Genomic DNA, 25,616 nt, shown 5'->3' with positions numbered 1-25,616 from the left:
CGCCCGTTCGCGTTCAACACACAGGAGGGATGCAATATGACACCAGAGGACAACGCAGCTAAGCTCCGCGAGGTTGTGGTCGCGAGCGACCCCAACAAGCACGGAGCCTTGGTAGGGCACGTCGGAGCGTCCGAATTTCCTATTGGCGGCCCGGATGCCGTCGGTCAGGTCTCTCCCGGTCCCAATCCTTACGACCTTCTCAGCGCATCGCTTGCTGCATGCACTGCCATGACCGTTCGGTTTCAGGCCAAGCGCCAAAAACTCCCTCTCGAGCGGGTCGAAGTTGGTGTCAGCTTCCATCATGGCGCCGAGGGCCAACGGGACTCATTCGAGCGCACGCTTGTGCTGGAGGGAGAACTTGACGCGCAACAGCGCGCCTTCCTGCTGGAGGCGGCAAACCTCTGCCCGGTTGGCAGCATTCTCGGCATCAGCGCCGATATTCACACTCTCTCGGACCTTACCCTCTCCAGCCAGACGGCGGGTGCTCAAGCGAGTTATGAGGACGACTTGGCTGAGCTCCCCATCCCGTACATCGATGCCGACTGAGCCACACCGGACCGTCGGTTGCCTTTGCCGTGGTTTCCCGGCCGATTCCTTCACTGCCTCAGGGTTCTCGAATCCGAACCACATGAAGAGGTGACTCTACCACTCGCCCCAGTATCAGGTTAACAAGCGGCTGACCTCTCGGAAAGTGAGAGAAGATGGATCGTTTGGAAGCTATGCAATATTTTGTCGCCGCGGTTGAGGCTGGGAGCTTCTCCGCGGCCGGACGGCAGTTGAACATTCCTCTTCCCACGATCAGCCGCAAGGTCGCTGATCTCGAGGCTCATCTCAAAACCCAGCTTCTCGTCCGGTCGACGCGAAAGTTGGCGCTGACAGAGGCCGGCGTCAATTATCTCGCCGCATGCAGGAGCATTCTCGATCAGGTTGGAGAGGCCGAATCCCAAGCTGCCGGCGAGTACAGTATCCCGCGTGGCGTTCTGACGATTACTGCACCGGTCGTTTTCGGCCGGCTTTATGTCGTCCCGATAATCATCGCGTTCCTGGCCAAATTTCCCGAAATAGGTATCTATTTAACGCTCTCGGATCATACGCTCGACATCGTCGATGAGCACGTTGATCTCGCCATTCGCACAGGGACGTTATCTGATAGTGCGCTAATTGCGACCAAGGTCGGCGAAATTCGCCGTGTCGTGTGCGGGAGTCCCGCCTATTTTTCGGCCCACGGAACACCCAAGACGCTGGACGATTTGGCCAAGCATATGTGTATCACCTACACGGCGCTCGCGTCGGGCATGACATGGGTATTCGACCCTCGGGACGGCAAGCCGAGTCGAGGTGTCCGGCCTATTTGTCGATTGAAGATCAATACCGCCGAAGCGGCGATAGACGCCGCGATCGCGGGTGTCGGCGTTACAAACGTCCTCTCCTATCAAGTCGTCAAGCCTGTCTCGGAGGGAAAGCTGTCGATTATCCTGCGGGATTTCGAACCCGCGCCGACACCGGTCCATATCGTTCACGCCCGGCAGGCGCTCTTGCCCTTGAAACTGCGCTTGTTCATCGATTTCGCGGCTTCGCGTTTGAGAAAATCTCTGGACGACGACCTCGCGATACTGAGCTAAGGTCGCAGGAGTCGCACGAGGCAAAAATCGACGGTGCGCGCGAGGCAAACACCGCCCATGTCGGGCGGAATTTGTCAAACTTGCATTTTGGCACTACCGCCACACTGCCGCCAACCCAATATGCCAACCCAATATAAAGTCGCTGGTGCCGACTGGGGCAAGAATGACCACGATGCCACTCCAGGATGAACTCGATGCTGTTAGGGAAAGGTGCCATGAAAGCACCCCTCAGCATATCAGCCGTGTCCGCCAGGGGGCTATTGAAGACCTCGTGTCGTCGGGGATTGCCGAAAGGGCTGTTCGTGCTGGGGACTACGCTCCGCGCTTCCGTCTGCGCGATTCCGATGGGAAGGCGATTTCATCGAACGACCTCCTAGAACGTGGCCCAGTTCTCGTCGTTTTCTATAGAGGGCGGTGGTGTCCATATTGCAGACTGGACTTGCGCGCGCTTGAGGCCGTCGCGAGGAATTTGCGCTCAACAGGTGTTTCGATTGTCGCGGTTTCTCCCCAAACCGCGGACGAGAGCGGCGCTACGGAACGTATCCACAACCTCTCGTTCCCTTGCCTGGTCGACAGGGGCGGGAGAGTCGCCAGCGCATTCGGGCTGCGATGGAAGGTATCCCAAGAGTTGCGGGCCGCCGAACTGGAAACCGGCCTCGACCTTGCCGCCGTGAATGGTGAGCCGAGCTGGACATTGACGATGCCAGCCCGGTACGTGATAGGGCCGGATGGCATCGTCGAGTATGCCGATATTAGTGTCGACTATACGCGACGCGGGGACCCAACGGAACTCTTTCCCGTCCTGAACCAAATTCGCGCACGCGTGGTGCACTAATCCTCAAGCGTAGCCAATCCTGGATTCCAGAAAACGTGTCCGACCGTCCAAGGATGCCGGACGCGGGTTTCATCGCGCCAGAACCGGTGCCAACCTAACTTCACGATCGTGCCCTTCCTGCCGTGTGAGCTGCATGGTGATCGCACGTGGTCGGTAGTGACACGTAAAGTTGGCGGTGAACATCCGATGGAACTTCATCAGGTTCGGTACTTTCTGGCGGTTGCAAGCACGCTCAATTTCACGCGCGCTGCGGAGATGTGCAACGTTACGCAACCGGCCCTGACCAAGGGCGTGCAAAAGCTGGAACAAGAGCTCGGGGGCCAGCTTATTTATCGCGAGCGTCAACTTACCCACCTGACTGACTTGGGCAAAGCAGTGTTGCCCATGCTTGAACGCGCACTTGCATCGACAGAGGCTGTTCGACGCCGGGCGCGTCAATTTCAGCAAAAGGAAGTGGCTTCTCTGGCTATCGGCCTCGCACCATCCATCTCCGCTTCGCTCGTTCTTGAGCCAATCGCCGAAACCCGCAAATTCGTCCCTGGTCTCCATGTGGAGCTCCGAGAAGAGACGCCAGACGACCTTGTCGAGCTTCTGCTAGAGGGCGAAATAAACGTCGCCCTCGTCGGCGATATTGACGACAAGCCAGAACGTATCGACGATTGGTCTCTGTTTGCAGAACGCTACGTTGCCGTCCTCGCAGCGTCGCATCAGCTTGCAGACCTTCCGGCGATCGGTGTGGAAGCACTTCGCGAAGCCACTATCCTAGACCGCTCGAACTGCGAAGCAGTTCTGAAGTTTCAGCATCTCCTGTTTCCAGACGAGCCCCCGGACCAAAATCATCGGAGCGGCAGAGATCTGCACCTGCAGCACCTGGCGGCCGCCGGTTTCGGAATAGTCCTTGCTCCCGAACACATGCCACGGCTACCCTCCCTAAAGGCGCTTCCGATCGAAGGGGATCCTGTATGGCGGGAGGTCCACCTTCTTGCTGTGCAGGGACGCCGCTATTCACCCGCGCTCGATGCCTTCGTTAAAGTCGCGCGGCTGCGTGATTGGTCTCTTCACATGGGATCACCCCCGAGACCGCCGCATCACAACCACCTCGACGCGGCCGGCGTATCTGCGTGACAGCTTCTATTGCCAGATTATTGCCGTCTTACAATTAGATGGGTTCCGCGCGGGCCGCTCGGCCTTCGCATGAGGGGGAGGACCGGACTGTCGTCTGGCTGAGATCGCCGACCTGTTCGGTCATAAACCATTGGAATAGAAACAATAACGCGTGGATATTTCCCAGTGAACCGCCTTCGACGTAGCGTCGCGCAGGAGGCAACAGGACTTTCAGATGAGCGTCGAATTTAATGTCTGATCACTTAGCAAAAACTCTCGATCAGGTGCGTCAGGAACTTCTGGGCGAGTTCAGTGATGCCGACCGGGACTCGTACGTCCATCTTGTCGATTGGCTCCGGAGGACTGACGTCGTCTCGCACGCATTGCAGGTTGGCGATACCGCACCGGACTTTCTCCTGCCGGACGAGAATGGACGGCTTCATTCGTCCAAAGACCTTCGAGAAGGCGGTCCGCTTGTAATCAGCTTCTACCGTGGTGGGTGGTGCCCGTTCTGTAAGGCCGAGCTTCGCGCGCTTCAGGCGATCAAGGCAGACCTTGATCGCCTGAAGGCGAAGGTTGTTGTGCTCTCTCCCGATACCCGTGATCTGCCAAGGCAGCTGAAACAGGAGCTGGGTATCGACCTCATGATGCTCGCCGACGTCGACCATGGCGTCGCCACAACCTACGGTATCGTGTTTCGGGTCCCCGACGAAACCAGGGCGCATTATGCAGGGCTTGACCATGACTTCGGGCACCGTCATGGATCGTCGGAATGGATGCTGCCAATCCCGGCGACTTACATAATCGATCAGGACGGCGTGGTCAGAGGCGCCTTTGTCGAGCCCGATTTCACGATCCGCCAAGAGCCATCGGACATCCTCACCAGAGTAGGCCAACTTACCGGATCTCGGACTGGGAAGTTTCCCGCATCCGACGAGTGATGTCGGCCGCGGGACATCGTCGCTGTTGCGTTGAGTGCTGCCATGCACCCCCCTCGAGAGGGACAGGGTGGTGCCAGGTTCTCCGCCGTCGCGCCTCGATGGTCCGACGGACCGGAGGAGAAAGACGGGTCAATCATCAGACCCGCTTGATCGGAATCCCAAGACGAACTCTCTCACTTTCTCCACGGACATCTCGCATGGCTTGAGAGATGCGCCGCCCGATCCCAACCGGTAGAGGTTGAAACTGACAATGTCGGTTCCGGCCAGGTCTCGAGCAAACAGGTTGCTTCGCCGTCCGTCGTCGGATCGACGAAAGCTCACGCCGTATCGCCGTCCCTGATAGATCCTTTCGCTGTAACCCTCGGGGAGTGCTGATAGCGCCGCCTCGAAGTCATCATCGTCCATCGAACATCGCGCCCTTTACACATAGCAGGAGCGTTTTCTGTCCGCGGAGCGCGTGCGTCAATGGGCTGCGCCTGCGACGAGAGGTGCCGAAGATTCACGCCGATCGTAACGTACGGTCGGCGTCAGCATTCCCACGAGTTCCTCGCCGATCGTCGGGTGTACGGCCATGACAGACATGAAGTGTTGCATGGTGGCTCTGCTACCAACGGCGATGGCCAGCACCTGGATCATTTCGCTGGCTTCCTCGGTAAAGATGTGAATCCCCAGGATACGGTTCGACTCGCCGTCGACGACGATCTTCAATAGCGAGGTTTCGCAATCACCCGTCACCGCCGCCGTCAACGGGCGGAAACGGACCTTGTAGATATCGACAGCAAGATATTGTGCCCTGGCTTCCAGCTCGGTCAGACCAACCGTGCCGATTTCCGGACTGGAGAAGACTGCGGTCGGGACATTGGAGTAGTCGACCTGCCAGGCTTTTTTGCCAAAGACGCTGTCGGCGAAGGCATGGCCCTCCCGGATCGCGACGGGCGTCAGATTGAACTGGTTGGTGACGTCGCCCACTGCATAGATGTTCGCAATATTCGTGCGCGAGTTCGCGTCGACGATGATGGCGCCGTCCCTCCCAGTCCTGACGCCGGCGCGCTCGAGTCCCAGGGCGGTCGTGTTCGGAGCGCGGCCGAAGGCGAGCAGCACCTGATCAGCCACCAGCCTCCCACCTTGTTCGGTTGTAACGTCGATTCGCGCTGCCTCCCGCTGCTCAAGACGGGCGATGCTGTCGCTGAGCATCAGCTTGATCCCGCGGTTCGTGTAGGATGCGGCGACAGCCTGGCGCACGTCCTCGTCAAAGCCGCCGAGCACATTGCTTCCACGGCAGACGATCGTGACGTCGCTCCCCAGCGCGGCGAACAGACCAGCGAACTCCATAGCAACGTATCCGGCGCCGCCGATGACGAGCTTTCTCGGGAAGGTCTTCAAGTCGAAGATCTCGTTCGAAGTGATGCCAAGTTCAATGCCCTGGAAGGCAGGCAATTCGGGCCGTGCGCCAGTCGCGATCAGGATCGTGCGCGCACGCACCCGTCGGCCGTCATCGAGAAGGTGCACCGTATGGGCGTCCTCGAGTATGGCCCTGGACCTGACGACCTCGACGCCCGCGGTCGCTTGACTAGCGCTGTACACCTCTTCGAGTCGCGCGATTTCGCGGTCCTTCGCCGCAACCAGGGAAGGCCAGTCGAAACGTGGGACCGACAGGCGCCAGCCGAATTGCGCGGCGTCTTCGAACTTATCGCTGAAACGGCTCGCGTAGACGAACAGCTTCTTCGGCACGCAGCCGCGAATGACACACGTCCCCCCGAGCCGGTATTCCTCCGCAAGCATCACCTTGGCGCCGTGCTCTGATGCCACGCGCGCCGCACGGACCCCTCCAGATCCGCCACCGATCACGAACAAGTCGACATCGAACTCTGGTTCATGCGAACGCACGGAAGCCAAGGTTACCGACGTCAGTACGCTTGACGGCGCCTGCACAAAATCCGTATCGCTCAAATCAGTATCCGTTCGGTTCTGTGTGGGTGGACGAAACCCGGCGCCATTGGAGCAGGCGTCTGTCGAAACCAAGAGTCACTGTGAAACCTAACGGCCAGGATTCCTATTGCGAGATCTGAAACTTCGGACTCCCGGCATCGTGTTTTGGACTTTCGAGTGACGCCATCCACCCGCGATTATCGGGCGCATGCCTCGCGCCGTTCGTAAGGCGAGCGACAGCGAGTAACCGCTAGCCGCCGACGACGGCGGCGATGGCTTCCTTGACTTTGGCAATAGCGTAGCCGCCAACCTGCTCGAGCTCGATGTGAGGGAGATTCGGCATCTCGTCGGGTACAACGCCGCAGGCGACGATCGCCGGGCCCGGGCACGCGAACGCTTCGATCAAAATCGCCTCGAGCAGCGCTGGATCACGCACTGTGAATCCCTGCGCGCCGCATGCGCGCGCAAGCGCGGCGTAATCCGGGTTGGGGAATTCGATTGCCTCGCGGAACGGGAGAATTCCGACGCTCTGTGCCTCAAGCGTGATGAGCCCGAACGCGGCGTTGTCGAAGATCACGATTTTCACCGGCAGGTGGTGGTGAACTGCCGTGAGGAATTCGCCCATTAGCATGTTGAAACCGCCATCTCCAGTGAGCGCGATCACTTGTCGCGACCGGTCGAGTGCCTGAATGCCGTTGGCTTGCCCCAGCGCCGTGCCGACGGCCGCATTGTTGAAGGAGCCGACAATGCGTTGCTTGCCGCTCTGCCGAATCCAGTTGCCTGACCACAGCGTATTGAGGCCGGTATCGAAAACGAACACGGCGTCATCTTTTGCGAGGTCGCTGACCATGCGGGCCACCGCCTGCGGGTGGATCTTGTCGCGGCTGCGAACCGGGTCGCTCTGCTTGTCGAGGAGCTCGTCCCAAGCGCGGCGGTCCCGCGCGACCTTGTCGAAGAACGCGCTTTCGGTCTTCGGTCGCACTTTCTGCAAGAGGGCGGTGAGTGTCGGCCGCACCGAGCCCCTTACGGCAATTGCCGTCGGCGCGCGTCGGCCGATCGCCGCGGCCCGCTCGTCGATCTGGATGACGTTCCCGTGCGTCGGCAGGAAGTTCGAATAGGGGTAGTCCGTGCCGACCATGAGCAGGAGGTCGCAGTCCTGCACCGCATTGTAGGCCGGCTTGCTGCCGATCATGCCGAGCCCGCCCATCCAGCGCGGGTCGTCATAGGCGATGATCTCCTTGCCGCGCACCGTATGGACGAGCGGCGCCTTCAGCCGGTCCGACAGGTCGCGGAGCAGGTCGGCCGAGCCTCGGCATCCCGCCCCGCAGAGAATGGCGACCGAGCTAGCTGCGGCGACGCGGCGCGCGACCGCGTCGATGTCGTGATCGTCCGGCGCGATCTCACCGGGTGGGTTGAGTGTCGCCACGCTCAGAACGGCGTGCTCGATCCTGCTGGACAGCACGTCTTGGGGAAGGGTCAGGTGCGCGACCCCGGGTCCTGCGTACGCAGACGAAATCGCCTGATGGATCACGCTGGGCGCCTGCGCTGGCGTGGTGATCGTCTGGGTGTAGAGCGACACGTCCCGGAAGAGCAGGTCTGGCTCCGTCGACTGGTGATAGTCGATGCCCTTCAGGCGTCGCGGCATCTCCCCTGACAACGCCAGGACGGGAGCGTGATCGCGCGCGGCCTCGTAGAGGCCCGCGACGAGGTGCGTGCTGCCGGGCCCCGTCGTTCCCGCGCACACTGCGAGGCGGCCCGTCAGCTTGGCCTGACCGGCTGCGGCCAGCGCTGCGCCCTCCTCGTGCCGCACACCGACCCACTCTATCTTGCTCCGCCGGACAGCATCGCCCAACGGGTTCAGCGAGTCGCCGATCAGCCCAAAGACCTGCTTGACGCCGACCTCCTCGAGGACATCGACGAGTGCGTCTGCGACGGTATGCGACATGTGTCGCCTCCATGTGGCCCGCTCTCGTCGAAATGGCCGCCGGGCCCGGGCCAATGCCGCGGCGTCACTGCAAAAACTTTGCGCTCTTGCACTAAGCGCCTCGTTGTACAGTAGGATTCGCCCGCGCGGTGATAACCTGCCTTTATGAATAGCATGCCCCCGGATGTATTCCGGGCGCGCCCAGTGGGCAGGCTGGGAACAGGGGGCATCACACCGCGGTGGACGAGACTGACAGAAGGCCGTGGTTGCGACGTCGATGCGCCTTGAGCTCCCCGACAAGGCGCCCGTTTGCGTCGCCTTCAATCCGGTAGCGGGATGAATTCGTGATCGTCCCCGGGGGGAAGGTGAAAGCGACCATGAGCCCAGTCGCCTTTGGCCCAGGCGTCCTTGGCCGCTTCGATCTTCTCCTGCGAGGAGGCGACAAAGTTCCACCAGATGTAACGTGGGCCGTTCAGCGTTTCGCCACCCAGCAACATCAATCGCGCCCCATTCTCGCCGGCGCGCACCGAAATCGTGTCGCCCGGCCGGAACACCATCATCCGGCCGCTCTCGAACCACTCGCCAGCGACTTCGATCGTGCCTTGGGTGATGTAGAGTCCGCGATCCTCGTGATCGTCAGGTAGCGGCAAACCGGCACCGGGCTCAAGCACCACGTCTGCGTAGAACATGTCGGTGAAGGTCTTCACCGGCGCCTTGGCACCCCACGCTGATCCCAGGACCAGCCGCACTGTCTTGCCCTCGCCTTCGAGCAAGGGAAGTGCATCCCTGCCGTGGTGCTCGAATTTTGCGGCGGTCTCTTCAGCATGGTCAGGGAGTGCTACCCACGTTTGAATGCCAAAGAGGCTGCTCTTGCCGGCACGGGTGGCCGCGCTCGTGCGCTCGGAGTGGGTCACGCCGCGCCCGGCAATCATCCAGTTCACCTCGCCCGGATAGATCATCTGGTTCGAGCCCAGTGAATCCCGATGCTGGAACTCTCCGTCATAGAGATAGGTCACCGTCGCCAGCCCGATGTGCGGATGCGGCCGCACATCGATTCCGTTCCCCGTCAGGAACTCGGCCGGCCCCATCTGGTCGAAGAAGATGAAAGGTCCAACCATCTGCCGCGCTGGCGCCGGCAGCGCGCGCCGCACCTCGAAACCGCCGAGATCGCGGGCGCGCGGGATGATCTGGGTTTCGATCGCATCGAGCTCTCCCGCCTGCGGGCAATGCGGCTCGAGACCCGGGTTCCAGCTCATGTCAAAGTCCTTTCATGGCGCGTCGATTGTTCGTGATCTCGCGGATCCGCATAGACCCGAGACACTTGGCCGGGGAGCCTTGACGACGCCGTCGGTTGAACGATTATTCGAGCGGCGTGGTCAGCGGATTGTCACCGGTGTCGAGGACGAAGACCGCGAGCAGCTTTGCCCGCTCGGTCTCGCTCGCGTTCCGGCTGACCGAATGGGTAGCGCCCGGTGCTTCCGACCAGCTCTCGCCAGCTTGAAAGATGCGTGCCTCTTCGTCGTTCACCTTGGACTCGATTGCACCCGAGATTACGTAGGCGTAGATGAACGCCGATGTCGCATGAGAGTGAGCTGGAGAGGCAGCCCCCGGAGGATACGTCACCTCGACGGCAATCAGGGATTTCCCAGGGATATTGGGAATGGCCGCCTCGAAATTCTTGGCGACGGTTTCCGCTTCCTGGTCGCCGGCAACGCTTGACGTCGGCAAGGCAAGGGCGGCCGCAGCAACAATTGATCGGATCTTCATGGTCGTTCTCCACACTGAGTGTTCCCCGCCTGTTGGGGACTATTCGGAGGATCGCCATTCTCAGGGTAAAAATCACCGGGAGTGCCGGCACCTTCCGACGTCGAACTGTCAGGCATGCAGGGTCTCGCCGCCGTCCGCATCTGGATAATACTGAGGCGCCTCGCGACGATCGTATTTCCCATAGTCGCGCACGATCCGAACTCTCCGCATTCTCGCTCTATCATTGGGCGCGGCAGAGTCCTCGTAGGTCCGCGCCGCCGCTGCGTCCTTCCAGGATACGAGCACAATAAGATCGCCCGGCGTGAGCAGGGCATCATAAATGTCCCAGGACGTCATATTGTCAGCCCACGGGTTAAGGCCTAACCACTCGGCGCAGTCGTACGGGTTGTTGGTCTGCTTCCACTCCGAGGGGCGTGTAGCGTTGATCAGGGTAACTGTGGTTCCCTCCCCGACCTCAGTCTCGTCGAGCCGCTGCTCCGTGAGGGCGTATCCTGCGGGCACCTGATTGTCGGCAGTGATCTGGCCAACGCGCAGGTGGTAATCCGCGAAGATTTCGTCTCGGCCCCTCTTCTGGAGCTCGTGATGATGCTTGGTTGTACGCCACCGGACGAGCGACTTTTCATCCCGCCAGTTTGAAATCGAAAGGTACCAGCCCTCGCGGGTCAGGCTCCTGTATCGGATGTTGTCGACGAAGCCGGCTATCCGCTCCAGCCGCGGCTGGAGCATTTTGGCACTCTCAAGGTAGTCAGCAATCTTCTCACTTCTCGGGAGGGCCTCGAAAATCGCTGAAAACATGTTCGTTTCTCATTCCTGCGGTGCCAATGCGTAGTCCATCCCAACGCACGAGGGACGCGAACATCCGCGCCGCCTTCTCGGAGCAAATCCGCGTTGTGCGTCAGATCAGCCCGCTACCCAAGCATGGAATTCCAGGCTGCGAAGGGGAAGTCACATCACGCTATCGAGTCGATAGCCGCCCGTTATGATGACCTCACAGACATAAGTATCTCCCACCGCCGTAGAGAGCTTTGCTTGAGCTGGCGCTTTCCGCCCGTAGCAGCGCAGACCGCCGACCACGTGTCCGCTCCCCGACCGATAACGGTCGGCTATCGACTCCATGGCCAAAGGTGATTTTCCTTCGCGGCGTCATCACCCCAAGATCCGAGCTCTCGCCGCCCTCCGCCGGGGAAGTATCGTAACTCGCCCGCGCTTGAGCGGGATCGTGAACAGGAGACCTTCGCTTGATTCTACCTCCCGGTACGACAGTGGCAGTCGCTGACGGCGCGACGCTCCGCTTATTCCGCAATAAGGGTGTGAAACCAGGAGTTCATCTGGTCGAGATCACGCCACCCGCGCTTGAACTCACCAACTCAGGCTCGGGAACGCGCCATCACACAGGGTCCGCCAACCCCGACGCCAGGCGGCTCAGTGAGGATGACTTCGCAGCATCGACTGCTGCATTCCTCAACAAGCTGAGCATGGACGGGAAGGTAGAGTATTTGGTGGTTGTCGCCGACCCGAGGACCCTGGGTGAAATGCGCAAGCACCGCCATCCTGATCTGTCAGGCAAGATCATAGGCGAACTCGCCAAGGACATCAGCCGACGCCCGCTTGAAGACATCGCGTCGCTGATCGCCCACGCCTGACGCCCGGTCGCAAACGGCGGGGCAGTAACTGCTGCTGCCGACCTGACAGAAGACGCTGACGTCGTGACCCAAAGCTGCGGCCGCGTGGCGAAACAGGACGAAAAGATGCCTTTCGTGGTTTATGCGATTGCTGCCTCTACATTTGCGATCGGCACGACTGAATTCGTAATCGTCGGCTTGCTTCCTGGCGTAGCCAAAGACCTGAACGTCAGTGTCCCCACGGCAGGTCTTCTCGTTAGCCTCTATGCCTTGTCGATCACGCTTGGTACGCCGATCTTTTCGGCACTTACCGGACGATACCCACGTCGCGGCCTGATTCTGTCACTCATAGGCCTGTTCACGGCGACCAACCTCACGGCCGCGATCGCACCCGATTACTTTACTCTCTTAGCCTCACGCGTGGTGATGGCCGTTTGCCACGGCGTTTTCTTCGGGGTCGGAGCTGCCTTCATCGCGTCGATCGTTCTGAAGGAGAAGTCTGGGTCAGCGGTCGCGGTCATGATTGGCGGTTTGACGATCGCGATGGTGATCGGCGTTCCGGTCGGTTCGTGGATCGGCCAGAGCTTTGGCTGGAGGGTGACGTTCCTGGTCGTCGCCGCCATGGGCGCAATCGCTCTGGCGTTGCTGATGATCTTCATGCCGCGGAACACCCCGCAGCCGCCTGCGCTGAGCTTCTTCGCGCAGATGAAACTGCTCGGCAACCGCGATCTCACCTTGATGTATCTGCTGAGCACTACGGCGTTTGGCGGGACTTTCGTCATCTTCACGTTCCTGGCGCCGATCCTCACCGAGGTGACTGGTGTCAGCAGCGAAACCCTCAGCATCGGATTGGTAGTCTTCGGCGCCGCAACCGTCGTCGGCAACTTCGCTGGTGGCAAGCTGACCGATAAGATCGGCACGTCGAGGACAATGGTCATCACGCTCAGCGGTCTGATCGCATCCTTCGTGCTTGTTGCGCTGGCGATGCGTGTCGAGGCCGCCCTTCTGGTCGTTCTCGCGATTTGCGGCATCTTTGGCTTCGCGGTGCCTCCGATCATGCAGGACGGGGTTGTGAAGGTGGCAAGTGCGGTCACGCCTGACGCAATACCAACAGCGTCCGGATTGAATGTCTCCGCGTTCAACCTCGGCATCTTCGGCGGCTCGTTCATAGGAGGGCGGGTGGTGGAAGGATCTGGGTTGACCGCAACGCCCTACGCGGCAGTCGCCATCGCTGTCGTCGCCCTCGGCATCACCGTCCTCATCGGCAAGTCGAGAACCCTACGCGCCGCCGAGGGTATTGCCAGCTAACTCGGATCTCATTGAGTTCATAGAGGGCGCCCACACGGCTGTGCACTTCGCAACACCGTCGGTGACTTAGCGCCGCAAATCCGCACGAGTGAAGCATGAGTGGCACCCCCTTGGTTTCGTATGCAGCGCCGAATGAATAGATTCCATAGCCACAGGTCATTGGACCATGGAGACCCGCGGTCCTACTTTTAGGACACTCGCTAGGGAGATCAGAACATAAAGATAACTGGAAAACCCAAGCAGTAGATTAGCTGACATAGTAATTTCGAGCTTAAGGTAACATGACATACGCTCATATTCTTGTCGCAACGGATGGTTCTGATCTTGCGGATCGGGCACTCGATCAGGCGATCGTTCTCGCGAAGACCCTCAATTCCGATGTTACCGTTGTGACCGTGAGCGAGCCGGCCTCGGCAGTAGGAGCGGGATACTATGCTGGCACGGGTTACATCGGTAATCCGATCCCGGGGCTCATCGAGGCGCAGGAAAAAGCGGCCAAGGATTTGCTCGACAAGGCCGAGGCCAAGGTGAAGGCTGCTGGCGTTCCGGTAAAGACCGTCTACGTCAATGACAGTTTCCCGGCCGAGGGCATTGTCGTCACTGCCGAGAAGCTCGGGTCCGACCTGATTGTCATGGGGTCGCACGGCCGCCGCGGCGTCGGTCGCCTGCTCTTGGGCAGTCAGACAAGCAATGTGCTGGCCCAGACCACGACGCCTGTGTTGGTAACCCGGTGACCTGCGTCCGGCTATTGCCAAGGGCGCCGGACCGTGGAGGTCGGCGTTTCTGTCCTTAGATTTGCCCAGAAAGCGAGATCCCAAGATGAAGACATACAGAAAAATCCCCGAAGCGGTGGCGCAGCTGACGCCGGAACAGAACCGGGCCACTCAGGAAGATGGGACAGAACGTGCCGATTCAGAAGAAAAGTTAGGCGCAACAAGGCGCTTGTTAGCCTAGATATTGCGGTATAGCGTGATGTGATTGTTATGCAAAAGATACTGACCAGGCGCTAGCACGGAGGAGAATATGGCCAAGAGAGTCAAAGCGAATATCCCTGTCACCGATGACCTGAGAAGGCCGGAAACGGGCCTGAACAGGCGTGCCTTCTTCACCCAGGGCGTGGCCGCCGCAGGCGTTGGCGCCGCAGTGTTAGCTGGGACCGTTCCCGCAACCGCCGAGCAGGACGAAGGCTCGGGTATCGAATGGGATTATGAGGTCGACGTCGTGGTTGTCGGCGCCGGAGCGACTGGTCTCCCGGCAGCCATCCGTGCCCGCGATCTCGGCGCGACCGTGCTGATTGTCGAGCAGAATTTCGAAGTCGGCGGCAAGATGCTGCACTCGACGGGTCTCGTCTCGCTCGGCGGTGGCGATCAGTTGCAGCTGCGCGACATCCGCGGCGAGGCCGATCCCGACGGCTACATAACCGTGCCGCCGCTCGAAGACCCGGAAGAGCTCGAGGACGATGTCGACCTGCTCTTCCGCGATATGACCGACTGGTCGGTGGTCGACCCCGCCGCGCAGGCGCCCTACCGTTACAATGAGCGTCCGCTCCATCGCGCTTGGGCCGACAACTGCCCGGCCGTGCGCACGTTCCTCCTCGACAACCATGTTCGCATGGCGCGCATCTCCGGCACGCACGGCAACGCCGGTATGTCGCGTGCCCGCCGCGCCTATACGTTCTTTGTCGAGGGCGAGACGACTGACGTCACCAAGGGCACAATTACGATCGAGGACGCCGGCATTCCAGGCGTCTCGTCATCGCTGTTCGCCCCGACGCTGATGCAGGATGGGAGCGCCACCGTTCGCGAAGGCGCTCGCACCAACGGCACCGCGCTTGCCCGTCCGCTGGAGTACAGTGCACGCCAGAAGGGTGTGAAGTTCCTGATGAACCGCCACATGGACGAGATCATCCGCGAGGAGCAGTTCTCAGGTCGTGTGCTCGGCATCAAGGCGACCTTCTCGCCGCGCCTCGATCCGGTGACCGGAGAACGCCTCGTCGGCTACTGGAACGACGGCAATATCGATGACGAGAAGGAGGTCGTCTACATCAAGGCACGCAAGGCGGTTGTCATCGGTGCTGGCGGACATACCGCCAATCCCGAGTTCCGCGGCATGTTCCACCCAGGCTTTCGCGAGCCGGCGTTCGTCTCGAGCGGTTGGGCCTTCCTCGGCCCGCGCGGCCAGGATGCGAGCGGGATCAAGGCCGGTATGCGCGTGGGTGCAGGCCTCGCCGGCATGCAGCAGAATCTGAGCTACCCTTCGACCTTCCACTTCCCGGGTACGCTTGCAACGCGCGATCCCTATACGACGATGCTGCCCGGCCATCCGACGTTCTCCCTGCGCGGCGCGACGGGCATCGATCTGGGTGCAGACTCGTTCCAGCACCTGATTGCGGTCAACCAGGTGGGTAAGCGCTTCTTTAACGAGATGACTATGATGCAGGGCTGGTCGAACGCGGCCTATCCACCCGGCCCGAGGAAGGGTCAGCCCGAAGAAGGGCTCGCCTTCAGGCAGCTCGATTGGCGCAACGCCAGCGCCGAGAATATACGCACCACCTACAGCGCCAACGCCGGCGTGCACGCCGCTACCGCGGTCAACGAGGGGTCTCAGGCGCCCGATTTCCACTCGGGTCCGATTTGGGCGATCTTCGACCAGGGCGCCCTTGACCGCGATGGTTGGGATATCAACCCGCCGTTCACCTCACCCGACAACGGCCTCTTCTTCTCGGCCGATACGATCGAGGAGTTGGCCTGGAAAATCCGGGCGGGCTGTGAGTGGCAGCGCGTCGAGCTCAGCCATCTCGTCGAAACCGTCGAGATCTGGAACCGCTACGTCGACGACGACCTCGATCCGGAATTTGAACGGGGCCCCGATGCGCCCATGTTCAGGATCGACAAGCCGCGATTCTTTGCGGCCGCGCTCTTCCCGGTGTGGCACGACTCCTATGGCGGGCTCCACATCAACGGCAAGGCGCAGGTCGTCGATCTCGAAGGGCAGGTCATTCCCGGCCTTTACGCCGGAGGCGAGTCCTCGGGCGGCGGCAACCAGCATGGCCTCGGCCGCGCAATCGTCCATGGCTATATCGCGGCCACCAATGCCGTCCAGGAGCCGATCGTCAGCTGACGTTGTATCCGCGCCAGCCGGGCCATGCGGTCCGGCTGGCCCTTCCTTCAAGCCGACGGGCCGATATCATGGCAAACAACGACGACACCGTGTCGGGCTCGCCGAGCTTGACGGTAACGGTCGGTGGTACTCCGGTGAACGCCGGCGCCGATCTGATCATAACCGCGAGCGTGATTTGCGACCCGCCATGCGACCTGACGGGCGATCACCTGCTGATCCGCGACAATGCAGGCGCGCAGGTAGGCCTGCTCCTCTTCACCGGTTTCGAGTCAGAAAGCGCCGCGAGCACAGGTTCGATTACGCTGTCGGCACCTGACACCCTCGGCGATTGCATCTGGTCCGCCGAGCTTCCTGCTTTTGCAGCCGACGATCTCCAGTTTGCGGCAACGACTGCCCCCTTGGCATTCGCGGTGTGCGCCCACAAAACGCGCGTCAACGTCTGGGGTACGCCCTCGGCGGTTCCTGCTGGAGGAAGCTTCAGGAGCACGGTTGGCGTCAAATGCGCTTGCGGCTGCGATCTTGCCGGTCAAGCCTTCACCATACACGACCAGACGGGCCGCGAAGTCGCGGCGGGAACGCTTGGCCCCGATGTGTGGCCGGAAAGCGAGGCGCTTTACCATGCCGATGTGGAGTTGCCTGCGGCAGCAACGCCTGGGCGGCAGACGTGGGAGGCGCGTTTTGCCGCTGCCGGTCTCGATCTTCCGCATGCGGCAGGCACGGCGCAGTTTGGCGTGATTTTCACACCGCACGCCGAGCACGTTGTTCAGATCGAGGCGGTGGACGCGGCGAGCAAAGCTCCACTCGTCGGCGCGGTGGTGATGATGCATCCCTACCGCGCACTGACCGACGAGCGCGGGATGGCCGAACTGCGCGTGCCCAAGGGCACCTATACCCTGTTTGTCTCGGCACGCCGTCACGTATCCGATCGCGCGAGCATCGAGGTTGACGGCGACGTCGCAACGCGCGCTCGGCTTGCCGTGGAGGTGCGGTCCGAAAGGCTGTGAGGGGGCAAATGCTGCCAGAGAAACGGAGAAATCGATGTTGAAGAGTTTTGCAGGTGCCGCCCTCGCGGCTGTTCTGATCACCATGCCCGTCACCGTGGCGGCGCAGGAGGAGCAATCGATCTGGGAAGGAGTTTATACGCAAGAGCAGGCCGCGCGTGGCGAGAAGGTCAATTCAGGGGTCTGTGCCAAATGCCACGGCCTGCGCGGCGACGGCGCCAACGAACCGGATCAACCTGGCGGCCCGGCAATCGCGCGCTATAGCTTCCTGCGCAAATGGGACGGGACCTCGCTCGCGGCGCTTTTCACCTATGTGAAGACGGAGATGCCGCCCGATAATCCGGCATCGCGCAGCGACCAGGATTACATCGACGTCATCGCCCACATGCTCGCCCTCAGCGGCGCGCCGACAGGCGAAACGGAATTGCCGACGGATATCGAAACTCTCGACTACATCTTCATCGAGCAGAAGCCGGAATAGGCAGCAGGGCGCACAGCATTAAGGAGAACGCTATGACGATCAACCGCAGGCACGCTGTCCTCGGTACGATGGCACTTGCCGCTACCCCCGCAATCCTGTCCGCGACCCCCGCGCGCGCGGCCGAGGTCGAGGTGCAGATGCTCAACCAGGGCGAAATGGGCGCGATGGTCTTCGAACCGGCATTGATCCGGATCGCGGCGGGAGACACGGTGACGTTCGTCCCGACCGACAGGGGCCACAATGCCGAGACCATACGTGGCATGGTCCCGGAGGGTGCCGAGGGATTCAAGGGAGCCATAAACCAACCGATATCGGTGACTCTCGACGTACCAGGTATCTATGGGGTGAAATGCCTGCCTCACCATGCCATGGGTATGGTCGCGCTGATCGTCGTGGGGGACGACACGAGCAACGTCGAAGAAGCCAAGGCCGCGCGGCAGCCGGCCAAAGCCAAAGAGCGCTTTGACGCGCTCTTTGCTGAAATCGAGGCGACGTAACCCGGAGCCTGCCGGCTTCGTCGGACTACATCGAAGGTTCGGCGAAGCCGCCATCCTCGCAAGCCTCGACGGTAAGCATTGCGAGGTCGATCGCAGTCTCGGCTTCGCTATCGGCGGCCATATTGCCGTTGCTCGTCTCGGCCGTCGGATCGACCGGCGCTTCGGCCGCGGACTCGGTGGTCGCCGGGTCATTGCTCGCGCCGGCGGCCGGTGCCTCCGCCGCGGGCGCCGCTTCATCGACGTCAGCCTCGCCTTCGGCGAGAAGTTCGTCGCACTTTTGCTGGACAGCTTCCAGCTGGCTATCGGGCACGGCAACCCCTCCGATGGATCGCTCCTGAGCCACGGTCGGAAGGGAAACGAACGTCGATGCCACCAACGCAGCTAACACCGAATGGGTCAGATTTCTCATCTTCATCTCCTTGGTCTCTTGCATGCAAGAACCCAACCCAACCAGGATGGTTGCCGCGTTGCGCTTCGCAAACAGAACTCCAGCGGCCGACGGTCGAGGTCGGCTTCGGGACGGCCACACTCCCTTTCGACGTGAGAAGCATACGTTTGTGCCGCACCGATGATTCTTGCGTGCCGCGCCGAGGGCATCCATTCCATAGCCAGTGGGCATTGGACCATGGGGGCTCGCGGTCCTACTCTTAGATTGCCTGCAAAGGAGATCACGAGATGAAGACCTACAGTAAAAATCCCGAGGCAGTGTCGAAGCTCACGCCTGAACAGTACCGCGTGACTCAGGAAGATGGAACGGAACGCCCATTCCAGAACGAATACTGGGACAACAAGGAACCGGGACTATACGTGGATGTGGTGTCGGGCGAGCCACTATTCGCGTCTGCCGATAAATTCGACAGCGGCACCGGTTGGCCGAGCTTCACAAAGCCCTTGGAGCCGGAAAACGTGGTCGAGAATGTCGACCGGTCCCACGGAATGACCCGCACCGAGGCTCGTTCCAGACACGGCAACAGCCATCTCGGCCATGTGTTTCCAGATGGACCTCGCGAGAAGGGAGGTCTGCGCTACTGCATGAACTCGGCGTCTCTCCGCTTCATTCATCGCGATCAGCTCGAGAGCGAAGGATACGGCGAATATCTCAAACTCTTCAGTCAGGAGGCTTAACGATGGCTGCGAAAACTGAACGCGCACTTCTTGCCGGAGGTTGCTTCTGGGGAATGCAGCAACTGATAAGGCGCCAGCCAGGCGTTGTTTCGACCAGGGTCGGCTATTCCGGCGGTGACGTCCCGAACGCGACCTACCGAAACCACGGTACCCACGCCGAGGCGATCGAAATCACCTTCAATCCCGACGAGACCAGCTATCGGGATATCCTCGAATTCTTCTTTCAAATCCACGATCCGACGACATTGAACCGCCAGGGCAACGACCGGGGCATGAGCTATCGCTCCGCAATCTTTTACACCAGCGATGAGCAACGTCGCACGGCCGAGGATACAATAGCTGATGTCGAGGCGTCGGGCTTATGGCCAGGCAAGGTCGTCACGGAAATTTCGTCGGCCGGCGACTTTTGGGAGGCGGAACCGGAACACCAGGATTACCTCGAGCGCATCCCCAATGGCTATACGTGCCACTTCGTTCGGCCGGACTGGAAACTGCCACGACGGAACGCCGCGTGACGCACCGATCTGCACGGGCGCGACATGACAAATGGAATTCAGGGTTTGGTCGCACCGGATCTCCTCGTTTCCCACTGGATCGATGAGACCGGACGGCCGCGTACACCGCTGACACTCAATGATCTAGGGTCACGGCATCGTATCTTGTTCTTCTACCAGCATTGGTGCCCTGGCTGTCACTCGCATGGATTTCCGACGCTGCTCGAGTTGATTGAGCATGCAGCGCCACTGGATGTTGGATTTGCCGTTGTCCAGACCGTGTTCGAAGGGTTCGACGTAAACACGGCCGATCAGTTGCGCCTCGACCAGCAGCGATACGAACTCCATGTACCTTTCGGCCACGACCCGATCTCGCCAGACGGACAATATCCAAAAACGATGGTGAATTATCGGACCGGTGGTACGCCGTGGTTCGTCGCTATCGATCCCGAGGGAACCGTGATCGAGAATGGGTTCTCGGTCGATGTCAATAAGCTTCTGAGCATCTTCCGGAAGCGGTCGTAACCGTGAGCCTGCAGGCCGTATTGCAACGGCTTCTGGACGTTTGGACACGGCGTTTGGACCAAACTGGCATGGGATTGGACTAGTCTCGTGTTCGAACGAGGGCCTACGGCCCGCCGGCGACCACGCCAACTATCGAAACGTTCCACGGCTTGGTCGATGGGCATTTTGGGCGGCTACCCAGCAGATAACGAATTTAGTCAACTTGAAGGAGAACACCATGAGCAACCAACAGATCGCTCAGAATATGGAAGTGATCGGCGCTGACGGTGTCCATCTGGGCACTGTCGAGGCCGTTGTCGATGGGCGCATCAAGCTGTCCAAGCGCGATAGTGGCGAGGGCCGTCACGCGGGGCACAATCACTTTATCGATCTCGGCCTGGTCGCCACGGTCGAAGGAAAGCAGGTCCGGCTCTCAGCGAATGCGGCCGTGGCTGTCACCTTCGAGGAAGAGGAGTCTCGCAAGCCGGTGTGACCGGGAACGGCGCTTGCTCATGGTCGTTCGGGGGCAGGCAAGTCGACGCTGCCCAAGGCCACCCGCCGGCAAATTCTGGATCTCCGGCGGTGCACCGCCTTCGTCTTTTAGACAGGACGGCGCGGCAGAACACCCCGAGGCGTTGATCACCGTGCGCGGCCAGTCGCCCGACGAGGCACGCGCACGGGCCGATGCAATCCTGGGTGAGACCGGTCTCCTCGACAAGGCAGAATCCCGCTGCGCTTTCCGGCGGACAGCAGCAGCGTGTCGGTATCGGCCGTGCGATGTCGCTCGAAGCGGACCTGATGTTGTTCGACGACCCACCTCTGCGCTCGATCCGGAATGGGTGGGCGAGTGGCAGCCCTAATGCGCCGCGTCGCCGAAAAACCGGCAGACCATGCTGATCGGGCCTCACGAGATGCAGTTCGCTCGTGAGATTTGGGCATCGCGATTTCTGGGATGACGGCCACATCGTCGAGCAGAGGCCACCGGGAGTGATTTGCGGTGCGCCACAGGATCCGCGCACCCGTGATTTTCTACGGTGGGTTTCCTGAGCCACCACAATCTCGAACTCATAGCAAAGAAAAGGAACGGGAATGGCAATTGCGAGATGGAACGGCACGCTGATAGCGGAATCGGACAAGACCGTTGTCGTCGAAGGCAACCATTACTTTCCGCTCGAGTCCGTCAAGCTTCAGCATCTAAAGCCGAGCGACACAACCAGCCGGTGTCCGTGGAAGGGCGTTGCGAACTACTATTCGCTCCTCGTCGATGGCGAGACGAACGAAAACGCAGCATGGGTGTATGCCACCCCCTCCGACGCAGCGGCCGCAATTAAAGGCCACATTGCATTCTGGAAGGGTGTAGAGGTGACCTAGTACGGAGGCCGCGATCGGATCAATCCGACCCTGTGGGGTTTTCGCGGTTTTCTTACCCTCACGAGCCTGTGCACAGAGCCGGCCGCTTCAGTGTTCGCGGCTGCCCACGTTCACGTCGTCCGGATTTTCCTCTCGGATCGATTGCAGTTGGGCTACTTCATTGGCTTCAATTTCGGTGGCTGCTGCCCACACCTCGTCGAAGCGCGTCGCAGGTATAATGACGGCACCCGAGGAGTCGGCGTACACATAGTCTCCCGGGACGACGGTGACACCGTCCAAAACAACCGGCACGTTCGCCGCATCGGGCATGAGTTCGGCCGTGCCTGCACGCACCGCCTCGCCGGCGCAAAAAAATACGGGCTCATACTCGGCCAGCTCGCGAAAATCGCGGAGCCGCGCATCGGTTATCAGTCCGGCGACACCGGTGTTGCTTAGCCTGGAAAGCTTCGTGCCGCCGCCTACCGACGTGCTGCCGTAGCCGCTGCTGTCAAACACGACGACCTTCCCCTGCGGCTCATTGCCGATCGCCGCGTAGAAACATCGCGCGAAACTGTTGACCTCTTCCTGGAACAGATCCTCCCGATAGGGAAGGAAACGGATTGTTACGGCAACACCAAACAGAACGCGCCCGGGCGTCGGTGAGACGAGGTCCAGCACATTGGCCCGGTGATGGAGCACCCTCCCAAGCGCGTCGGTCACTGCTGCCACACTTGGGCGCTCCGGCGGTTCCTGCACACTGTCGATCAACGGTCCCGCCTCCTTCTGTGCTTCGGCCCGTGGCAATACTCTTTTTGCGGCCTGCCGAACACTTTGGCCCGTTCAGATTGCTTACTCAAGCAGCCATCATTGAGCCAGGTACCCCCAGATGCTCACGTTCAATAAGCGCACCCTTCTGACCTTGCTTGGCCAAACGGACTGCAAGGAAAGCACCGGACGGGTCTGCGCCAATTATTATGATCGCGTCGAATTTTCCTACCATGCGCTCCTCTCGTTGCAGGAGCCACAGTGAGCGTCTCTATGCGACGTCTTCGATCAAAAGCTTCCTTCCCTTGACTTCCACGGTTTCGCCGGCGCGCGCTCCTTCGATTGCTTCGAAGATTGGAGCCATTGTGGAAATCCCCATGACCTCTTGACCATCGCATGTGAACTGAGCCGTGGAGACCGCAATGATGAAGTATCGACCGGAGAGCCGCACGAGCGCTCCCTCGGCGACAGTCGATTTTGGCCCGAAGTCGATCTTTCTCAGCTTGTCGAGCTTGTCGCTGTGATCGTGAACGGTATCGTCGAGAGCTTCAGAAAAATCACTGGCGACCTCTGCCTGGGCGTGCTCATCGTTTTCTATCGGCTCGCTGCGGTCGAGCCGGGCGTCAGCGACATAATCGAGGTACTTTTCGCGGGCGCTTTGAAAGGCGGCGGCCTCGAGCGAGAGCATCGTCTCTTTGATGATGTTCTTGTCCAATGTTCACTCCCTCAGGGTTCTGTTCGACTGTCCGTTGCGGCTTACGAAGCACCGCCATGGTCGCGGACGTGGTTCATTCGTTGTCGGGGACATCCGCCCCTTGATAGGGAATTCGGTTCAGCCGCGAATTCCGGAGTATGCCGGTGACCAGCCACACATATGTCTGCTCGGCGGTGTCGAAGCCGAGCATCGAGAATGACTCGCCGAACGGGCATTCTGGAAAGTCCGGATAGTCGATGCGCAGGACGTAGCGCTCCGGATCGCGGTCGAACTCGCTCTTGTAGACCTTGCGCAGGCCGTAGCGGCTCGGGACGTCGCTGTCTTCGACAAAATCGGTTCTACGGTTCTCCGCCAGCCGATCCGCCAAGCCGCGGTCGCAGATCTCGTCGAAAATGTCGAATGCGTCGATCAGCAATCCCTTGCTGTGCGACTTTCGATCCGAAATGGCATAGATGTTGGAGGCATCCTCGCCGTCTCGTCCGCTCGCCAAACGGAGGGCGGTGTCGACGTGGATGTCCTTCGGATCTAGCGCCGAACTATGTGCCAGATCGAAAAGTCGACCATCCTTTATGCGGAATTCGCGATCGTAACCCTGGCTGACGAGCTGCGAAACGGCGTCCACGACGTCATTGACTTTCAATCTCATCCGAAACTCCTGGTGAGTCTTTGCCGACAGTACGTCGGCGGCCCCTCTCTTGGAAATATCCGACCGTTATCGAATCCATTCCACGCGTTCACATCGACGATGGGGTCGACGGCGCAGACAGGCAGAATGGAACGCCAACTCCGGAGCCGACTGGCTGCAAGCGATGATCAGTTGCGGAGTGAGTTCAAGCCCGTCGAGTGAACGATCACTTCGAGCGGATCGCTTGCCGTTACCGGAATGGCCGAGGCCAGGCCCGCTTGGATCCTGCGGCGAGAGTCAGGCGCTCATTTCACGAGCATTCGCTCGAGCGGAACGCTCGACTGTGCCAACGACATCTTCACGCTCCGACCATCCCGGCCCCGGCATTACATGCGGTTATTGAAATCATACCTTTACCGGTGAATTTCGCGGCAATAACACCGGCTCGAGAGAGGGGCATGAGACCGCCACCGGCGGCCAAACCTCTCGTCCCGCCGCTCGGCGAAGATCCGCGCGACGTCGACGGACCTCACTCGCACCGGATGTCTCCTGTCCACAACAGAAACGCAACTACCAACGAGAGGCCTACGTGTCCTGGTCACTGAACATCGGAAAGGTAGCGGGCACAGTCGTGCGACTGCACATCACGTTCGTGCTGTTTCTCGCGTGGATCTTCGCCTCGAGCTACGCATCGAACGGCGCTGCCGCGGCGTGGAACACGCTGCTCTTCGTGGTGCTTCTGTTCTTGTGCGTACTGCTGCACGAATTCGGGCACATCTTCACGGCCCGGGCTTTCGGCGTGCCGACGCCATATGTGACGCTGTTGCCCATTGGCGGTGTCGCGCAGCTCGAACGCATTCCGGAGGAGCCTTGGGAGGAATTCCTCATCGCGATTGCGGGTCCGGCCGTGAACGTGGTTATCGCCGCTGCGCTGATCGTCTTTGCCCATGCACATCTGGGTGCAACTGCCGCTATGGGTATCGACGACATGCAGGTTCCAATGGTGGACCGGCTTGCTACGGTGAACCTGTTTCTCGCGCTCTTTAACCTCATTCCCGCTTTCCCCATGGATGGCGGCCGGGTGCTTCGTTCGGCTCTCGCAAGCCGCATGGGCTTTGTGCGGGCGACTGAGCGCGCCGCTTCGATCGGCCAATTCACCGCCTTCGTACTCGGCTTCATCGGCCTCTTCCACAATCCGATACTCGTCTTCATCGCCATCTTCGTTTATCTGGCTGCCTCCTCGGAAGCCCATTCAATCGCGTTGCGGGCGGTCTCGCGTGGCGTGCCGGTGCGCCAGGCGATGATGACACAGTTCGTAACGCTCCGGCCGGATACTCACATCGACGACGCTGTAGAGATGCTTTTGCGGACCGCGCAAAGAACGTTTCCCGTGGTCGACGGCAATGGGGGTTTCGTGGGCGTTCTGGATCGCACCGACATCCTCCGGTCGATAAAGCAGGCGGGGCCGGATGCACGGGTGGCCGACGCCATGACCGCGCCTGCTCCGACGGTCGACTGTCGCGCCACCCTCGAGCAGGCTTTCAAAGTGATGCAGGATAATTCTGCGACGACTGTAGGGGTGACGGACGTCAATGGGAAGCTGGTCGGCCTCGTAACGAGCGAGACGCTTACGGAAATGATGGCGCTCATGGCGTTGCCAGCGCGTGGCGGGAATGGAGCAGCGTTGAGCTCAGTAAGGCCTCGGTTCGAGGCCTAGGTTGTAGTGACAATTTAGCTATTTGAGCCACAGCATGATGCTTGCGATCTTGATGAAGCCAAGGAAGTTGGCTGCCAATTTGTCGTAGCGAGTGGCGATGCGCCGCCACTGCTTGAGTTTGGCAAAGAAACCTTCGATCCCCCAGCGCTGTCGGTAGGCGAACTTGTCGT

The 25,616-nt window shown here is 60.5% G+C and carries 31 protein-coding genes; 20 read left to right on the top strand and 11 right to left on the bottom strand.

From position 1 onward, the window contains the following. Nucleotides 1-36: 36 nt before the first annotated feature. From QQK18_RS16955 to QQK18_RS16935, 5 genes are all read left to right on the top strand, one after another. Nucleotides 37-546: an OsmC family protein gene (locus QQK18_RS16955; protein WP_284341548.1), complete on the top strand. Its 510-nt coding sequence runs from the start codon at nucleotides 37-39 to the stop codon at nucleotides 544-546. A 155-nt stretch (nucleotides 547-701) separates the two neighbouring features. Further along, nucleotides 702-1,622, top strand: coding sequence for a LysR family transcriptional regulator (locus QQK18_RS16950; protein WP_284341547.1), 921 nt, complete (start codon nucleotides 702-704; stop codon nucleotides 1,620-1,622). Between the two features lie 163 nt (nucleotides 1,623-1,785). Next, nucleotides 1,786-2,457 (top strand): peroxiredoxin-like family protein, encoded by a 672-nt coding sequence (locus QQK18_RS16945; RefSeq protein ID WP_348523238.1) that lies wholly within the window; start codon nucleotides 1,786-1,788, stop codon nucleotides 2,455-2,457. A gap of 186 nt (nucleotides 2,458-2,643) precedes the next feature. Then, nucleotides 2,644-3,582 (top strand): LysR family transcriptional regulator, encoded by a 939-nt coding sequence (locus tag QQK18_RS16940; RefSeq protein ID WP_284341546.1) that lies wholly within the window; start codon nucleotides 2,644-2,646, stop codon nucleotides 3,580-3,582. Nucleotides 3,583-3,812: 230 nt separating this feature from the next. Then, on the top strand, nucleotides 3,813-4,502 hold the full coding sequence (locus QQK18_RS16935; RefSeq protein ID WP_284341545.1) for a peroxiredoxin-like family protein: 690 nt from the start codon (nucleotides 3,813-3,815) through the stop codon (nucleotides 4,500-4,502). A 129-nt stretch (nucleotides 4,503-4,631) separates the two neighbouring features. On the opposite strand, the gene QQK18_RS16930 is transcribed toward QQK18_RS16935, so the two are convergent. The 6 genes from QQK18_RS16930 to QQK18_RS16905 form a co-directional block, all read right to left on the bottom strand. After that, nucleotides 4,632-4,907 (bottom strand): hypothetical protein, encoded by a 276-nt coding sequence (locus QQK18_RS16930; RefSeq protein ID WP_284341544.1) that lies wholly within the window; start codon nucleotides 4,905-4,907, stop codon nucleotides 4,632-4,634. Nucleotides 4,908-4,964: 57 nt separating this feature from the next. Next, on the bottom strand, nucleotides 4,965-6,389 hold the full coding sequence (gene gorA, locus QQK18_RS16925; RefSeq protein WP_284341596.1) for a glutathione-disulfide reductase: 1,425 nt from the start codon (nucleotides 6,387-6,389) through the stop codon (nucleotides 4,965-4,967). Nucleotides 6,390-6,681: 292 nt separating this feature from the next. Then, nucleotides 6,682-8,376, bottom strand: coding sequence for a thiamine pyrophosphate-binding protein (locus QQK18_RS16920; protein ID WP_284341543.1), 1,695 nt, complete (start codon nucleotides 8,374-8,376; stop codon nucleotides 6,682-6,684). A 299-nt stretch (nucleotides 8,377-8,675) separates the two neighbouring features. Next, nucleotides 8,676-9,611, bottom strand: coding sequence for a pirin family protein (locus QQK18_RS16915; protein WP_284341542.1), 936 nt, complete (start codon nucleotides 9,609-9,611; stop codon nucleotides 8,676-8,678). Between the two features lie 103 nt (nucleotides 9,612-9,714). Beyond that, nucleotides 9,715-10,122 (bottom strand): cupin domain-containing protein, encoded by a 408-nt coding sequence (locus QQK18_RS16910; protein WP_284341541.1) that lies wholly within the window; start codon nucleotides 10,120-10,122, stop codon nucleotides 9,715-9,717. Nucleotides 10,123-10,230: 108 nt separating this feature from the next. Then, nucleotides 10,231-10,917: an antibiotic biosynthesis monooxygenase family protein gene (locus QQK18_RS16905; protein ID WP_284341540.1), complete on the bottom strand. Its 687-nt coding sequence runs from the start codon at nucleotides 10,915-10,917 to the stop codon at nucleotides 10,231-10,233. A 443-nt stretch (nucleotides 10,918-11,360) separates the two neighbouring features. On the opposite strand from QQK18_RS16905, the gene QQK18_RS16900 reads away from it, so the two are divergent. From QQK18_RS16900 to QQK18_RS16865, 8 genes are all read left to right on the top strand, one after another. Next, nucleotides 11,361-11,765, top strand: a complete 405-nt coding sequence (locus QQK18_RS16900) for a host attachment family protein (protein WP_284341539.1) — start codon at nucleotides 11,361-11,363, stop codon at nucleotides 11,763-11,765. Nucleotides 11,766-11,870: 105 nt separating this feature from the next. Then, nucleotides 11,871-13,052: an MFS transporter gene (locus tag QQK18_RS16895; protein ID WP_284341538.1), complete on the top strand. Its 1,182-nt coding sequence runs from the start codon at nucleotides 11,871-11,873 to the stop codon at nucleotides 13,050-13,052. Between the two features lie 281 nt (nucleotides 13,053-13,333). Then, nucleotides 13,334-13,786, top strand: a complete 453-nt coding sequence (locus QQK18_RS16890; RefSeq protein ID WP_284341537.1) for a universal stress protein — start codon at nucleotides 13,334-13,336, stop codon at nucleotides 13,784-13,786. A gap of 85 nt (nucleotides 13,787-13,871) precedes the next feature. Continuing rightward, nucleotides 13,872-14,006, top strand: a complete 135-nt coding sequence (locus tag QQK18_RS16885) for a hypothetical protein (protein ID WP_284341536.1) — start codon at nucleotides 13,872-13,874, stop codon at nucleotides 14,004-14,006. 69 nt (nucleotides 14,007-14,075) lie between these two features. After that, nucleotides 14,076-16,172, top strand: coding sequence for an FAD-dependent oxidoreductase (locus QQK18_RS16880; protein ID WP_284341535.1), 2,097 nt, complete (start codon nucleotides 14,076-14,078; stop codon nucleotides 16,170-16,172). A gap of 68 nt (nucleotides 16,173-16,240) precedes the next feature. Then, nucleotides 16,241-17,176 (top strand): hypothetical protein, encoded by a 936-nt coding sequence (locus QQK18_RS16875; RefSeq protein WP_284341534.1) that lies wholly within the window; start codon nucleotides 16,241-16,243, stop codon nucleotides 17,174-17,176. Nucleotides 17,177-17,210: 34 nt separating this feature from the next. After that, entirely contained in the window at nucleotides 17,211-17,654 is a 444-nt protein-coding gene (locus QQK18_RS16870; RefSeq protein WP_284341533.1) for a c-type cytochrome, read from the top strand. A 32-nt stretch (nucleotides 17,655-17,686) separates the two neighbouring features. Continuing rightward, a complete protein-coding gene (locus QQK18_RS16865) occupies nucleotides 17,687-18,151 on the top strand; it encodes a pseudoazurin (RefSeq protein ID WP_284341532.1) in 465 nt (154 codons plus the stop codon). Between the two features lie 25 nt (nucleotides 18,152-18,176). On the opposite strand, the gene QQK18_RS16860 is transcribed toward QQK18_RS16865, so the two are convergent. Next, nucleotides 18,177-18,560, bottom strand: a complete 384-nt coding sequence (locus tag QQK18_RS16860; protein WP_284341531.1) for a hypothetical protein — start codon at nucleotides 18,558-18,560, stop codon at nucleotides 18,177-18,179. Between the two features lie 266 nt (nucleotides 18,561-18,826). Between QQK18_RS16860 and msrB the strand changes: the two genes are divergently transcribed. From msrB to QQK18_RS16830, 6 genes are all read left to right on the top strand, one after another. After that, on the top strand, nucleotides 18,827-19,276 hold the full coding sequence (gene msrB, locus QQK18_RS16855; protein WP_284341530.1) for a peptide-methionine (R)-S-oxide reductase MsrB: 450 nt from the start codon (nucleotides 18,827-18,829) through the stop codon (nucleotides 19,274-19,276). 2 nt (nucleotides 19,277-19,278) lie between these two features. Next, nucleotides 19,279-19,791 (top strand): peptide-methionine (S)-S-oxide reductase MsrA, encoded by a 513-nt coding sequence (gene msrA, locus QQK18_RS16850; RefSeq protein ID WP_284341529.1) that lies wholly within the window; start codon nucleotides 19,279-19,281, stop codon nucleotides 19,789-19,791. A gap of 24 nt (nucleotides 19,792-19,815) precedes the next feature. Continuing rightward, on the top strand, nucleotides 19,816-20,295 hold the full coding sequence (locus tag QQK18_RS16845; protein ID WP_284341528.1) for a peroxiredoxin family protein: 480 nt from the start codon (nucleotides 19,816-19,818) through the stop codon (nucleotides 20,293-20,295). 217 nt (nucleotides 20,296-20,512) lie between these two features. Then, entirely contained in the window at nucleotides 20,513-20,767 is a 255-nt protein-coding gene (locus tag QQK18_RS16840) for a DUF2171 domain-containing protein (protein WP_284341527.1), read from the top strand. Nucleotides 20,768-20,958: 191 nt separating this feature from the next. Continuing rightward, nucleotides 20,959-21,171, top strand: coding sequence for an ATP-binding cassette domain-containing protein (locus QQK18_RS16835; RefSeq protein ID WP_284341526.1), 213 nt, complete (start codon nucleotides 20,959-20,961; stop codon nucleotides 21,169-21,171). A gap of 192 nt (nucleotides 21,172-21,363) precedes the next feature. Continuing rightward, nucleotides 21,364-21,645, top strand: coding sequence for a DUF427 domain-containing protein (locus tag QQK18_RS16830; protein ID WP_284341525.1), 282 nt, complete (start codon nucleotides 21,364-21,366; stop codon nucleotides 21,643-21,645). 87 nt (nucleotides 21,646-21,732) lie between these two features. Here QQK18_RS16830 and QQK18_RS16825 read toward each other — a convergent pair whose 3' ends face one another. The 3 genes from QQK18_RS16825 to QQK18_RS16815 all read right to left on the bottom strand — a co-directional run bounded on the left by QQK18_RS16825 (nucleotide 21,733) and on the right by QQK18_RS16815 (nucleotide 23,726). After that, entirely contained in the window at nucleotides 21,733-22,392 is a 660-nt protein-coding gene (locus QQK18_RS16825) for an RraA family protein (protein ID WP_284341524.1), read from the bottom strand. Nucleotides 22,393-22,660: 268 nt separating this feature from the next. Beyond that, a complete protein-coding gene (locus QQK18_RS16820) occupies nucleotides 22,661-23,104 on the bottom strand; it encodes a hypothetical protein (RefSeq protein WP_284341523.1) in 444 nt (147 codons plus the stop codon). 73 nt (nucleotides 23,105-23,177) lie between these two features. Continuing rightward, on the bottom strand, nucleotides 23,178-23,726 hold the full coding sequence (locus QQK18_RS16815) for a hypothetical protein (protein WP_284341522.1): 549 nt from the start codon (nucleotides 23,724-23,726) through the stop codon (nucleotides 23,178-23,180). A gap of 592 nt (nucleotides 23,727-24,318) precedes the next feature. Between QQK18_RS16815 and QQK18_RS16810 the strand changes: the two genes are divergently transcribed. Further along, the gene (locus tag QQK18_RS16810; RefSeq protein WP_284341521.1) at nucleotides 24,319-25,446 is read left to right on the top strand and encodes a site-2 protease family protein; all 1,128 of its coding nucleotides are present in this window, start codon (nucleotides 24,319-24,321) and stop codon (nucleotides 25,444-25,446) included. A gap of 18 nt (nucleotides 25,447-25,464) precedes the next feature. Here QQK18_RS16810 and QQK18_RS16805 read toward each other — a convergent pair. Continuing rightward, nucleotides 25,465-25,616: transposase (locus QQK18_RS16805; protein ID WP_284341595.1), on the bottom strand; the 152-nt coding region annotated here is incomplete at its 5' end.

It is taken from the genome of Devosia nitrariae, from assembly GCF_030160115.1.
Classification (GTDB): domain Bacteria; phylum Pseudomonadota; class Alphaproteobacteria; order Rhizobiales; family Devosiaceae; genus Devosia; species Devosia nitrariae.
This window is presented reverse-complemented; position numbering and strand designations above follow the sequence as displayed.